This is a genomic window from Sorangium sp. So ce362 (genome assembly GCF_051519845.1).
GTDB lineage: Bacteria > Myxococcota_A > Polyangia > Polyangiales > Polyangiaceae > Sorangium.
Genome location: NZ_CP150332.1, coordinates 8,031,136 through 8,044,385 on the forward strand (window position 1 = coordinate 8,031,136; position 13,250 = coordinate 8,044,385).

Sequence of the window (13,250 nt, forward strand, 5' to 3'; positions counted from 1 at the left end):
CTGGACGCCAACCAGAGAAGCAGATCTCCTGGTGCTCACGGTGCCTTGACGGCTCGCTGTTCCGGTCGAGGGGAGCGGGCGTGGGCTCGTCTTCAACGGAGAGCCGTTCAACGCGTCCTCGATGGCGGGCAGGTAGGCGCTGCCAGGGAACACCTCGCGAAACCGGGCGGCTCGCGCTGCGGCCCCGGCGCGCATCCCCCCTGCCCCGGGCGAGCACCGACGCCTCGACCCAGGAGCGCACGGGGACCCACACATACCCTGCGACGACCGCCTCGGACGGCGATCCGCTCCTGTTGAGCCGCTCGCGGTAGGCGAGCGTCTGCGGGGACGCCTAGACCTGGGCCAGGTGCTCGTCGGGCTCGTTCATCGCGACCGCCGCGGTGACCTCGATCGCCACCTGCTCGAACCCGAGGGTGGTCTCGAGCACGGACAGGTCGCCCGGCAGGAGCCAGTTCACCATGCCGTTCATCAAGATGATCCGGACGCGGGTGAACGCGCCATCGCTCAGCTTGCTGGACGGGATGCTGACCAGCTCCCGCCAGTCGAACTGCTGCTTGTCGAGCGGTGTGCCCCGCTCGTTCAACAAATCAAGTGCCACCTTGACCTCCAGTCCCCTGGCGCCGCGCCTTTGCAACGGGCGCTCCACGCAGGCGCCTGCCCTGTCCACGACATGCGAGCGCCGGATGAGGCACTCGGCCACAGCTTTCGCAAAATCGCCCGCGCGCTCCTTAACTGACGGGCTCAGCGGAGATCCGGGGCGCGCGCGACTGGCAGGCTCCAGCGGGGTAGAGACGTACGTGACTGTGAAGATTCAAACATCGGACAGTTGTTAATTATCGCGCATCCGCGTCCGCGAGCCCGAGGCGCGCTTCCGCAGCCGCGATGAGCCGGTTCGTTCACGTTACACCTCCGACGGTTCCGGCTGCCTGGAAGACGCCAATTCACGCAGGCCGAACGGAACTCCAGATCTTCGTGCTGGCCTGTCGAGAGGGCGTGTTGCGGTGTTGACTCCAACAAACCGGGTCGTGTAAATCTCCAAAGCAGAGGCCGTCGGCGCGGGGGCGCCGGGCAGGCGCTCTACACCACGTAAGCGCGCTCGCGCACCTCCGCGACCAGCGGCACAGGACGCGGACCCGCGATCGTCGCAGGAGGCAGCCATCGTGTCATCGACCGTAAGAGCTCATCGCACCTCTTCGGAGGGTCAACACAGAGGCGCCGTATGCTCATCGTCCCGGCGGAGATACTGCGTCCTCGTTGTCGAGGACGACGAGCATGCGCTGAGCAGCATCTCTGCGGTGCTCTCCACGGATGTCGACGTCGTGGAATGTACGTCGGCGGAGCAGGCGCTCGCGCTGCTCGAAACGAAGGAGTTCCACCTGGTCTGCTCCGATCTCATGATGCCCGGAATGAAGGGAGACGAGCTCCTCCGGAAGGTCGCGAGCATGCCCGTTTACACGAGCTGTCTCCTGATCACCGGGGCCGAGGAGCACGCGCGCTCGAAGGAGACGGGAGTTCACCATGTGCTGCTCAAGCCGTTCCATCCCGAGCGGCTGATGGCGATCGTCCTCCAGCTGGCGCGCCTCACCGAGATGAAGCGCTCGGTTCACTCGATGGCGGACTCGCTCACGCCGACCGACCCCGGGGGCGAGCTCATGTCGTGCGACGGGTCCGACACCGGGGCCGCGCCGGAGTCGTCCTCGCGGGCGCCGAGATCCACGAGGTTCGAGGCCCGCGTGACGCGCGGTGCCGCGCTCGATCTGCAGGAGCCGGAGTCGGCGAGGGCCGCCGCGCTCTCGTCCCGCGCCCGGCGACGGCCGGCCCGGTGAGCCCGCGGGGCGCGCCGCGCGCCGCGGCCCGCGTGAGCGCGTGAGCGCGCGCGGCGACGGGGCGACGGAGCGACGGGTCGAGGCCCCGGGCGGACGCCGCGCGGCTCAGGCGCCGCTCGGGCCCTTCTCGTCCCACCACCTCGCCATGCGCACCTGCATCTCCTCGACGGAGACGTCCTCGATGACGGCCGAGAGGATCCACTGGTGCCCGAACGGGTCCTCGATCCTGCCTTCGCGCCGGCCGTAGAACTGGTCGTCGATCGGGTAGATGATCTTGGCCCCCGCCTCGACGGCGCGCGCGGCGACGGCGTCGGGGTCCTCGACGTTCAGCGTGATGACGATGGGCGAGCCGCCGAGCGCCTTCGGGCCGCGGGCGTTCCACTGGGGGCCTCGTCCGCGACGCTGACGACGGAGTCGCCGAGGACGAGCTCGGCGCAGACGATGGCGCCGCCGAGCTTCGGGTCGGCGAGGCGCATCTTCTCGGTCGCGCCGAACGCCTTCTTGTAGAACGCGATGGCGTCCGTCGCGCCCGCGACGACGAGGTGCGGCACGACGGTGTGGTACGGGGGCGGGGCGATGGGGTGAGGTCGCTGGGTCATGGGCGGAGGATGCCCACGCGGCCCGAGCGGGTATTGTAAAAACGTGCCGGCCGGGTCAGCCGTCGAGCGGGACGTGGTTCCGCTCGCGCCGCCTCGCGACGTACTCGGTCGGGGTGAGGCCCGCGAACGCGCGGAAGTCGTGGATGAAGTGCGCCTGGTCGTAGTAGCCGCACGCGGCCGCGAGGCCCGCCCACGAGACGCGCTCGTCGCGCGCGATCGCCGAGATCGCCTGCTGGAAGCGCTGCACGCGGCAGTAGCGCTTCGGGGTGAGGCCGACCTGCTCGGTGAAGCTGCGGATGAACCGCTTCGAGCTCATCCCGAGCTGCCCTGTCACGTCGGCCACGGTGGTCGCGCGGGACGGGTCGGCGAACGCGGCGAGCGCGAAGTCGACCGCGGGGTCGCGCGCGAGCGGGCGCGCGGGGCGGCGGAGGAGCCGCGCCGTGAGCGCGGCCTCGAGCGCGCGGAGCCGTTCGTCGGGGGTCCTCGCCTCGAGGACGCGCTCGCGGACGAGGGCGGCCTCGCGGCCCCAGAGCGCGTCGAGCGAGACATGGGTGCCGCTGAGCGCCTCGTTGTCCGGGCCGAAGAACGGGGGCGCGCCGCCCGGCGTGAGCTCGGCGCCGACGATCGCGCGCTGCTCGGCCGTGTCGATGGCGAAGTGCTCGGCGTGGGCGCCGCAGACGGCGATGCCGGAGAGGCGGTGGCAGCGGGCGGGGGTGACAGGGGCGGCAGGCGCGGCCTCGTACCAGCGCAGCTCGTCCTCGGCGAGGTTGATGAGGAGGCTCATGGCGCCGGTGGGGAGCACGCGCTCGAGCAGGTCGGGGAGCTCGGGGGCGGCGTAGTACCAGAGCAGGCTGACGAAGCGGCCGAGGGGGGGAGGCGGGGCGTACGTGACGAACTGCATGGGGTGGCCCGTGGGAGGCAGCATGCCACGAGATGAGCAGAGGACGGGCGGCAAGGAGGCCGTTCCGGGCGAGCCGTGCCGCGGCCCCGCAGCGAGATCGACGGCGGGAGCTCGCCGGCAGGACGGTGGCGAAGGCGATCTCTAGGATGCGGGCTCGTGACGAGGGCCTGCGACAGGCGAACGCGGGCCGTATCCGGTGCCGGAAGCGCAGCGGGGCGAGTTGCGCGTGCTGGTGGAGCGGTGGGGGCAAAAGGGCTTCGTGGATGCCTTTCCGGAGGCAGATCTCTTCGAGATCCGGTGCGCGGAGGAGCGCGCCGTGCTGGACGCGGCAGCGCGCGGCGAGGCGATCACCAACGTCCTGCTCCACGAGTGGGATCAGGCCAAGTTCACAGAGGGCGCGGCGATTGTTCACCTCGGCGATGTAGCCGGACCGGTGCTCCTTCGCTCGCAAAGAGGGCGCCTGCCGGCAGAGCTTCAATCCGCCCGAGCGCATCCCTGATCGGATACTGATCGAGCGCGCAATCCGATCATGGCCGCGGGCCACCTCAATAAGGCGGCAGCATCCTCCGGAACCCGTGCCCCAGCGCCAGCGCCAGGAAGAGCAGGTTCCGCACCGGCAATGCCGGCCAGAAGAGGCCGAGAGGCCCTTCTCCGCCCGAAGCGCGCTCGCCCGCCGCGGCGCTGCCCTCCTCGCCGCGGAACACCCGCGCGAGCCGCGCGCCGAGCCGCCGCATCCACGGGATCGATCGCGGGAAGTCGACGATCCCGTCCAGCCAGGCTCCGGGGATCCCGCGCGCCCCGAGCGCCGCGCCCGCGAGGCCGCCGACGATCGCGCCGGTGCTGTCGGCGTCGCCGCCGAGCAGGATGACGTCCTCCACCGCGCGCCGGAAATCGCCCGGGTGCGCGAGCCAGCAGAACAGGGCCGCTGGAGCCGTGTCGACGATGAACCCGCTCACCCCCTCCTGGAGCCCGATCGCCGCGGCGAACTCCTCCGCCGAGGCGCGCCGGTCGAGCAGCTCCGCCGCGCAGTCGAGCCGGCGGCGGAGCTCCACGTCCGAGACGCGCTCGCGGAGCAGCGCCAGCAGCTCGGCCGGATTCACCTGCTCCGGCGTGCGCACCGCGGCGTACGCGGCGGCGAGCGCGATGATCCGCGCCCCCTCCTCGGCGCGCGGGTCGGTGTGCGTGAGGCGCGTGGACGCGCGCACCATGGGCTCGACGCGCGAAGGCGTGAGGGCGAGGGCCGCGCCCAGGATCGGCGCGCGCATCGCAGGGCCGTTGCCGGCCGAGAAGACGCCGCTCCGCTCCGGAGAGAACCCGAGCCAGAGCTTGAGCGTCGCCCGCAGCGTGGCGTATCCGACGCCCGCCGGGAGCGAGGCGAGCCAGCCGCGGAGCTGCCAGCCGAGCGAGCGCGCGAACCGCGCCGCGTCTGCCGGAGCGGCCAGGAGGGCCTGGGCCGTCATGCACGCATGCTCGGCGTCGTCGCTGATCATCCCGCGGCCGAGCACGAAGCGGTGCTCGAGCGGCGACGCGCCGAAGAGGCGGGCGGCGCGGCGGCGCGAGAGGCCTTCACGAGGGAGGCCGAGCGCGTCGCCGACCGCCGTGCCGAGGAGGACGCCGGCGAGCCGGTCCTCGCGATCGATCGATGTCATCTCGATGGGCATGCGAGCGCGCCTTTCACGCCCCGTGCCCGGCGAGCGCCCGGAGTCATTCGCGGAGATCCGCGCCCCTCTGGCGTCCTACCCGAGGCGCCGGCCTGCCAGCATGGCAGCCCCGAGTCAGAACGGTAGACATCATGTCGCGCCTCCGACGGCGCTTCCAGATCGGCGTTTTCGGCGGCAGCGCACTCCAGTGCAGTAGTGCTCCGAGCGCCAGCGGCCCAGAGCGGCGGTCACCCGCACAGGAGACGGGCTCAGATCGGCGTTTTCGGCGCGGAAGCGCAGATGGCTCCACAGCCCGCCGGCACATGGCTCCACAGCCCGCCGGCACATGGCTCCACAGCCCGCCGGCGCATCGCGCCACACCCCGCCGAGCACCGCGCGTCCGGGCCAAAACGGCGCCGCCCGGCACGCTCTTCCCTGTTGACGCTGAACCGTTTAAGTGGTCTGCCACGACGCGCACCGGTGCGAGAGTGACACCCTGAGCGGAGATTTGCATCGGCGCGAGAACCGGGGAGCTCGCTGTGGCCACGGCACCACGATCACCACGACGGCGACGCGACAGCCCGGCACGTCACCACACGCCGGCCGTGGGCTCCGGGCGGCAGAGCTCAGCCACTTTTGAGGAACGAACCTCGTACCAGGTAAGGAACCGACCATGAACAAGACCTTGTTGCTCGCTTTGGGTTTGCTCTCCCTCGCCGCGTGCACCTCCGACACGACCGACCCCGAGCCCTCCGGCGGCACCGGCGGGGCCGGCGGGGCCGGCGGCAACGACGCCACCGGCGGCGGCGGCAGCGACGCCACCGGCGGCGGCGGCAGCGACGCCACCGGCGGCGGCGGGGACGGAACCGGCGGCAGCGAGCCGCTCGACTGCGCCGAGCAACCCGAAAAGTGCTACGTCCGCGCCGATGGGAGTATGCTCACGCTCAACGGGAAACCGTACAAGTACATGGGCACGAATTTCTGGTCGGCTCCTTACATCAGCCTCGAGCGCCTGCGCCTCGAGCTCGACATCCTCGAGGCCCATGGCGTCATGAACCTCCGGCTCATGGCGCTCAGCGAGGGCGACATCCCCGAGGCGCAGCAGAACGACGCGCAGTACGGCCCGCAGCGGATCTACCCCGCGTCGTCCAACGAGCCGTGCGCCGATCCGGAGCTCGAGACGTTCGCGGACAACCTGGCGACGGTGCTCGACGAGATCCACAGCCGCGGCATGAAGGCGGTCATGACCCTGAACGACTTCTGGCACTGGTCCGGCGGGATGCCCCAGTACATGAAGTGGGCCCACGACGAGGCCGACACCTCCTGCGGGGAGGACTTCGGCGCGTACCAGGTCGGCCTGACCCACCCCGAGACGGGCGCCGACCTGCTCGCGGCCGGCCACCACGTGCCGTTCGCCGGCTCGATCCGCTTCCAGGAGGGCACCGGCGAGGACTGCCAGGCCGTGGCCATCAACGAGTGGGCGATCCCGCACTCGGGCACCCTCGACCCGACCACGAACCCCTGGCCCGACCAGATGGACCTCTCCAGCCTGTTCTTTTGCAACAAGAAGGCCCAGGAGTTCTACTTCAGCCGGGCCAAGGTCGTGATCGAGAAGCTCAAGGATCACCCGGGGATCATGGCGTGGCAGCTCGGGAACGAGCCGCGCTCCTTCAAGGGCTGGGGCCCGCTCTTCAAGCTCTGGGTCGAGAGGAACGCGAAGTTCATCAAGGACATCGACCCGAACCACCTCGTCTCCATCGGCTCGGAGGGCGACCTCTCCTACAACTGGGGCGACTACGCCAACAGCGATTTCCGGGACTTCCACGACGTGCCCGGCATCGATTACCTCACCTTCCACGTCTGGCCGGAGAACTGGGAGTGGTACGACCCGTCGCTCCCGATCGACAGCTCCGCCGACAGGTCGCTCCGGTCGGCCATCACCAAGAGCGACGAGTACATCGAGCTGCAGATCGCGCACGCCAAGGCGCTGAACAAGCCGATCGTCGTCGAGGAGTTCGGCCTCGCGCGGGACGACAAGTCCGAGCCGGTCGGGTCGCCCGTCGCCAAGAGGAACGAGTACTACTCGTCCGTCTTCGACGCCGTCGTCGACAACGCGGAGCTCGCCGGCGTCAACTTCTGGGCCTGGGCCGGGACCGGAAGGCCGTCGGACGACGACAACGAGTACTGGCTCCTCGGAAACGATTACATCGGAGATCCGCCCCACGAGCTCCAGGGGTGGTACTCGGTGTACGACAACGACACGGAAACGCTGAACATCATCATGGGCTACGCCGATAACATCAGTACGATCGAGTAGCTCCGGCCCCAACACAGCCCCACATTTCTCATCATCTGACTCGGAGGTCACCTTGATTCGTCGCTCCACCTTTCTCATGGCGCTGCTCTCTCTCTCGTTCTCGGCCGGCTGCTCGAAGCCGGCCTCCGAAGGCGAGGCGGGCGCGGCCAAGACCGAGGACAAAACCGCGAAGACCGCGGACGCCAAGGGTACGAAGAAGATCACCATCGGCTTCTCGATGGATACCCTCAAGGAAGAGCGGTGGCAGCGCGACCGCGACCTGTTCAAGGCGAAGGCCGAGCAGCTCGGGGCGCAGGTGCTCGTGCAGTCCGCGAACAGCGACGACGCCCTGCAGAACTCGCAGGCAGAGAACCTGCTCACGCAGGGCATCGACGTGCTCGTGGTCGTGCCCCACAACGCCAAGACGACGGCCACCATCGTCGAGTCGGCGCACAAGCAGGGCGTGCCCGTCATCGCCTACGACCGGCTGATCCTCGACTCGGACCTCGATCTCTACGTGTCCTTCGACAACGTCCGCGTCGGCGAGCTCCAGGCCGACTACCTCGTGAAGAAGCAGCCGAAGGGGAGCTACGTCCTCATCGGCGGCTCCCCCACCGACAACAACGCGAAGCTCTTCCGCGATGGGCAGATGAACATCCTGAAGCCGCTCATCGACAAGGGGGACATCAAGGTCGTGGCGGACCAGTGGGCCAAGGACTGGCAGCCGGTCGAGGGGCTCAAGATCACCGAGAACGCCCTCACCAAGAACAACAACAACGTCACGGCGGTGGTCGCCTCGAACGACGGGCTCGCGGGCGCGGCCGTCCAGGCCCTCGGCGAGCAGAAGCTCGCCGGCAAGGTCGTCGTCTCGGGGCAGGACGCCGAGCTCGCCGCCTGCCAGCGCATCGCGGCCGGCACCCAGAGCATGACCGTCTACAAGCCGCTCAAGGCGCTCGCCGAGAAGGCCGCCGAGCTCGCCGTCAAGCTGGCGAAGAAGGAGCCCCTCGGCGAGAAGTCGCAGACGATCAACAACGGGAAGAAGGACGTCCCGAGCGTGCTCATCACGCCGGTCGCCGTGGACAAGGACAACCTCGCCTCCACGGTGATCGCGGACGGGTTCCACAAGGTCGAGGACGTCTACAAGGACCTCCCCAAGGACCAGTGGCCCGCCGGCAAGTAGTCGCCCTCAGGCCGGGCCGCGCGGGCCCGGCGAGCACCCCGGCCGCCGCGAGGCGGCCTGTCGGGTCGGGTCCGCCCCTCCTGCCCCACCTGCACCTGTCTTGATCGCCGCCATCGTCCTGGGGCTCTCCGCCCGGGGAGCGGTCGGCACGCCACGCGCCATCTCGACCACGACCCGCGCGCGGCGCATCGTCCGAGGCAATCCCGATCCGCGCGGCTGAACGCCGCGCATCGCCAGGCACCTGACGATCGCGGGATCGTCCGTGATCCCAGAGCTCCCCGAATCCGGAGCTTCCTGGGTGGACCGGACCCGTGCGCTGATCATGATACTGCGCCATCGCAGCGCGCTGCGGAGGCAAGGAGATGCGATGTCCTCCATGAAGCGACGACAGCTCCGGAAGCACGGGCCGGCCGCGACGGGCTCGTGGCGCTCCGGCGCGGTGGCGTGGTGAAGGCGGCCGTGGACACATGTCCGACCGTCCCGGGCTCGGCCCGGACCCTTCCCGGCGCCGCGATCCCCAGGTACACGCGCCCGCTGCTCATCCCGCAAGTCATGCCCAAGGCGATGGGGCTCGACACGGGCAACGCAGGCCTCGATGACTACGAGATCGCCGTACGGCAGCACAAGCAGCAGCTCCTGCCGCCCGAGCTGGGTCTGCCCCCGACGACGGTGTGGAGCTACGGCTCCGTCCATCACCCGGAGACGTTCACCTATCCGGCGTTCACCATCGAGGCCAGGTGGCGGCGGCCGGTGCGCGTGAAGTGGATCAACGATCTCAAGGACCCCGCGACGGGCCGCTTCCTCCCTCATCTGCTCCCCGTCGATCCCACCCTCCACTGGGCCAACCCGCCCGGCGGGACGCAAGGTCGCGACCGGCGGCCCACGTTCACGGGCGACTGCCCGCCGGGGCCGTACCGTGGCCCGGTGCCGTTCGTCACGCACCTGCACGGGACCGCCAGAGTGCAGCAGGAGAGCGACGGCTATCCCGAAGCCTGGTATCTTCCGGCGGCGACCGACATTCCCGAGGGGTACGCGGAGACCGGGACCTTCTACGACTACTACAAGCGCACGTCGCCGCTCGGACAGCTGTGGGAGCCGGGGGCGGCCGTGTTCGAGTATCCGAACGACCAGCGGGCTGCGACGCTCTGGTACCACGATCACGCGCTCGGCATCACCCGCCTCAACGTCTACGCGGGGCCTGCCGGCTTCTACCTGCTCCGCGGCGGGCCGGACGACCTCCCGCACGACGTCCTCCCAGGACCAGCCCCGCGACCAGAAGACCGCCCGGGAGCGAGGGTGTACGAGATCCCGCTCGTGATCCAGGACCGCTCCTTCAACGACGACGGGTCGCTCTTCTATCCGGCCTCGCGCGGGCTCTCCCCGCCGCTCGACGCGCTGTACGTCCCGAAGGGCGATATTCCGCCGATCTGGGTCCCGGAGTTCTTCGGCGACTCCATGCTCGTCAACGGCCAGACATGGCCCTACCTCGAGGTCGAGCAGCGGCGGTATCGATTCCGCATCCTGAACGGCAGCGGCTCGCGGTTCCTGCTCCTGAAGATGGATAACGGTCTCCCGTTCTGGCAGATAGGCTCGGACGGCGGATTCCTCCCCTCCCCCGTGGAGCGCGGGACCCTCCTGCTCGCTCCGGCCGAGCGCGCGGACGTGATCGTGGATTTCAGCGGCGTCCGCGCCGGTACCGAGATCGTCCTCCTCAACCTCGGCCCGGACGCGCCCTTCACCGGCGGCCCGCAGACCCCGGCCGACCCGGCGACGACAGGGCAGGTGATGCAGCTCCGCGTCGTGCCGGCGACCAGCACGGACACGAGCACGCCCCCTCACCAGCTCGAGCTGCCGCGGCTCACACGGATCGGAGACGCGGCGGTCGTGCGGCAGGTGTCCCTGAACGATGTGAGCTCCGCGCTCCAGCCCGCCGCCGGCCTGACGGCGGCCGTGCTGGGCACGCTCGAGCCTCCTCCGGGCTCCGACACGCCCAGGCCGCTCTTCTGGCACGATCCGATCACGGAGAACCCGGCCGTGGGATCGACCGAGGTGTGGGAGATCTACAACTTCACCGTGGACGCGCACCCGATCCACGTCCACGAGCGCCACTTCGAGATCGTCGATCGCCAGCCGTTCGACGGCGCTCCGCGCCCGCCGGATGCCGGAGAGGGGGGCTTCAAGGACACCGTCATCGCGCTGCCGTCCGAGATCACGCGCATCAAGATGACGTTCGAGAGGCCCGGCCGGTTCGTGTGGCACTGCCACATCCTCGAGCACGAGGACAACGAGATGATGCGGCCATACCAGATCGGCCCGATGCCGGACGACATGCCGGGACGGTAGCCGCGCCTCGCGCGCGTCAGGCCGACCCACACCCCCATCGAGGAACAAGCAAGGACGTGAGCCGCGCGCGGAGCCCGTCGTGCGCGCACGGCTCGTCGCCCGGGACGGCCCCGATCCGTGCATCTGCGTCCACGCGGCGCCGGAGGTCTGACGACTCCGGGTCATCCTTCATAATCATGCACATCGCCGAATGCGGCGCTTCCTGGATTGCCCGGCTCTCTTCGCTCGTCATGATACCTCGCGCTCACAGCGTGGGCTGTGGCCGAAGGATATTGGGTGTCCTCCATGAAACGACGACAGCTCCTGAAGCATGGTTTGGCCGCGACGGGCGGGCTCTTGGTGCTCCGGCGCGGCGGTCCGGCGAGCGCGATGTTCGACGAGTGTCCGGTCGTCCTGCCACAGGGACCGACCCTCCCCGGCGTCGACATCGCCCCATACCGGTATACCGTCCCGCTGCTCATCCCGCCCATCATGCCCAGGGCGAGCAGGCGCCATGATCACGGTTCGCACTACGATTACTACGAGATCGCCGTCCGGCAGTTCAAACAGCAGGTCCTGCCAGGCCGTATGCCCATGACGACGGTGTGGGGCTACGGGTCGATTCAGCACCCGGAGACGTTCAGCTACCCGGCGTTCACCATCGAGGCGACGTGGCGAAGGCCGGTGCGCGTGAAGTGGATCAACGATCTCAAGGACCCCGTGACCGGCCACTTCCTCCCTCACCTGCTCCCCGTCGACCCCACCCTCCACTGGGCCAACCCGCCCGGCGGAGAGGAAGGTCGCGACAGTCGGCCCATGTTCCCGGTCGGATGCCCGCCGGAGCCCTACGGGGGCCCGGTGCCGATCGTCACGCACCTCCACGGGATGGTCAGGGTGGCGCAGGAGAGCGACGGCTACCCGGAAGCCTGGTACCTCCCCGCGGCGACCGACATCCCCGAGGGATACGCGGAGACCGGGACCTTCTACGACTACTACAAGCGCACGTCGCCGCTCGGGCACCTGTGGGAGCCGGGGGCGGCCGTGTTCGAGTATCCGAACGACCAGCGGGCTGCGACGCTCTGGTATCACGATCACGCGCTCGGCATCACCCGGCTCAACGTCTACGCGGGACCTGCCGGCTTCTACCTGCTCCGCGGCGGCCCAGGCGATCTCCCGCCCGGCGTGCTCCCCGGCTCGGCCCGGACGCGGGACGACTGCCATGGATCCGGGACATACGAGATCCCGCTCGTGATCCAGGACCGCTCCTTCAACGACGACGGGTCGCTCTTCTACCCCGCGACACGCGATCCCGAGTTCGCGGACGTGTACATCCCGAACGGCGACGTCCCGCCGATCTGGGTCCCGGAGTTCTTCGGCGACGTCATGGTCGTCAACGGCCGGCCGTGGCCCTTCCTCAACGTCGAGCAGCGACGTTACCGCTTCCGCATCCTCAACGGCAGCAACTCGCGGTTCCTGCTCCTGAAGATGGATAACGGTCTCCCGTTCTGGCAGATCGGCTCGGACAGTGGATTCCTGCCCTGCCCGGTGGAGCGCGATACCCTGTTGCTCGCGCCGGCCGAGCGTGCGGACGTGATCGTGGATTTCAGCCGTGTCCGCGTCGGCACCCCGATAGTCCTCCGCAACCTCGGTCCGGACGGGCCGTTCAACGGCGGCCCGCAGCCCCCGGCCGACCCGGAGACGACAGGGCAGGTGATGCAGTTCCGCGTCGTGCCGGCGAGGAGCAGGGACACGAGCACGCCCCCTCACCGGCTCAGGCTGCCGCGGCTCAAGCCGCTCGGAGACGTGGACGCTGTGCGGCGGGTGTCCCTGAACGAGGTGACGTCCACGAGCGACCCCGCGGCCGGCCCGATTGCCGCCCTGCTGGGCACGTTCCGGCCGCCGGGCTCCGACACGGCCAAGCCACTCTTCTGGGACGATCCGGTCACGGAGAACCCGGCCACGGGATCCACCGAGATCTGGGAGATCTACAACTTCACCATGGACGCGCACCCGATCCACGTCCACGAGGTCCACTTCGAGATCGTCGATCGCCAGCCGTTCGACGGCGCTCCGCGCCCGCCCGAGGCGGGCGAGGAGGGCTTCAAGGACACGGTGATCGCGCTGCCCGACGAGATCACGCGCATCAAGATGACGTTCGAGAAGCCTGGCCGGTTCGTGTGGCACTGCCACATCCTCGAGCACGAGGACAACGAGATGATGCGGCCCTACCAGATCGGCCCCACCCCCCCCGATATTCCGGATCGCTGACCCAGCCTCGCGCGGCGCGGCGACGCGCACGCCTCGCGCGGGGGCGCAGGTCTTGCGAGCGCGCCCCGCCCGGCCCGGCGCCCTGCTCGCCCTCATCGCCCGCCGCCGACCCCGCTGAAGCCAGGATCCGGCTGCGGCCTGCGGTGCGCCAAGGACAGGCTCGGCAGGCACGCGGCCTGCTTCTTGCCGCAGGGTCACAGAGGGTCACGTCGGCACGC

Annotated in this window: 10 protein-coding genes and 1 pseudogene; 6 read left to right on the forward strand and 5 right to left on the reverse strand. The window is 69.7% G+C overall.

The genetic code is table 11. The annotated features are described in order from the left end of the window. Positions 1 to 334 precede the first annotated feature (334 nt). Positions 335 to 598: pseudogene (locus WMF17_RS30725) on the reverse strand (hypothetical protein); the annotation flags it as partial. Between the two features lie 697 nt (positions 599 to 1,295). Here WMF17_RS30725 and WMF17_RS30730 point away from each other — a divergent pair. Next, on the forward strand, positions 1,296 to 1,826 hold the full coding sequence (locus WMF17_RS30730; RefSeq protein WP_437644490.1) for a response regulator: 531 nt from the start codon (positions 1,296 to 1,298) through the stop codon (positions 1,824 to 1,826). A 105-nt stretch (positions 1,827 to 1,931) separates the two neighbouring features. Here WMF17_RS30730 and WMF17_RS30735 read toward each other — a convergent pair whose 3' ends face one another. From WMF17_RS30735 to WMF17_RS30745, 3 genes are read right to left on the reverse strand one after another with little or no spacing between them, the layout of a single operon-like run. After that, complete coding sequence (locus WMF17_RS30735; protein ID WP_437651414.1) at positions 1,932 to 2,264, reverse strand: VOC family protein; 333 nt, start codon at positions 2,262 to 2,264, stop codon at positions 1,932 to 1,934. Continuing rightward, positions 2,153 to 2,425, reverse strand: coding sequence for a hypothetical protein (locus WMF17_RS30740; protein WP_437644491.1), 273 nt, complete (start codon positions 2,423 to 2,425; stop codon positions 2,153 to 2,155). The genes WMF17_RS30735 and WMF17_RS30740 overlap by 112 nt, the downstream gene beginning before the upstream one ends. A gap of 55 nt (positions 2,426 to 2,480) precedes the next feature. Further along, positions 2,481 to 3,350, reverse strand: coding sequence for a helix-turn-helix domain-containing protein (locus WMF17_RS30745; RefSeq protein ID WP_437644493.1), 870 nt, complete (start codon positions 3,348 to 3,350; stop codon positions 2,481 to 2,483). A 172-nt stretch (positions 3,351 to 3,522) separates the two neighbouring features. On the opposite strand from WMF17_RS30745, the gene WMF17_RS30750 reads away from it, so the two are divergent. Continuing rightward, positions 3,523 to 3,825, forward strand: coding sequence for a hypothetical protein (locus tag WMF17_RS30750; RefSeq protein ID WP_437596740.1), 303 nt, complete (start codon positions 3,523 to 3,525; stop codon positions 3,823 to 3,825). 46 nt (positions 3,826 to 3,871) lie between these two features. Here WMF17_RS30750 and WMF17_RS30755 read toward each other — a convergent pair whose 3' ends face one another. Continuing rightward, a complete protein-coding gene (locus WMF17_RS30755; protein WP_437596741.1) occupies positions 3,872 to 4,987 on the reverse strand; it encodes an ADP-ribosylglycohydrolase family protein in 1,116 nt (371 codons plus the stop codon). 652 nt (positions 4,988 to 5,639) lie between these two features. Here WMF17_RS30755 and WMF17_RS30760 point away from each other — a divergent pair. The 4 genes from WMF17_RS30760 to WMF17_RS30775 all read left to right on the forward strand — a co-directional run bounded on the left by WMF17_RS30760 (position 5,640) and on the right by WMF17_RS30775 (position 13,032). Then, positions 5,640 to 7,283: a glycoside hydrolase 5 family protein gene (locus tag WMF17_RS30760; RefSeq protein ID WP_437644495.1), complete on the forward strand. Its 1,644-nt coding sequence runs from the start codon at positions 5,640 to 5,642 to the stop codon at positions 7,281 to 7,283. 76 nt (positions 7,284 to 7,359) lie between these two features. Next, entirely contained in the window at positions 7,360 to 8,442 is a 1,083-nt protein-coding gene (gene xylF, locus WMF17_RS30765; RefSeq protein WP_437644497.1) for a D-xylose ABC transporter substrate-binding protein, read from the forward strand. A 552-nt stretch (positions 8,443 to 8,994) separates the two neighbouring features. Continuing rightward, a complete protein-coding gene (locus WMF17_RS30770) occupies positions 8,995 to 10,785 on the forward strand; it encodes a multicopper oxidase family protein (RefSeq protein WP_437644499.1) in 1,791 nt (596 codons plus the stop codon). Positions 10,786 to 11,070: 285 nt separating this feature from the next. Beyond that, a complete protein-coding gene (locus WMF17_RS30775; protein WP_437644501.1) occupies positions 11,071 to 13,032 on the forward strand; it encodes a multicopper oxidase family protein in 1,962 nt (653 codons plus the stop codon). The last annotated feature ends 218 nt before the right edge of the window (positions 13,033 to 13,250 follow it).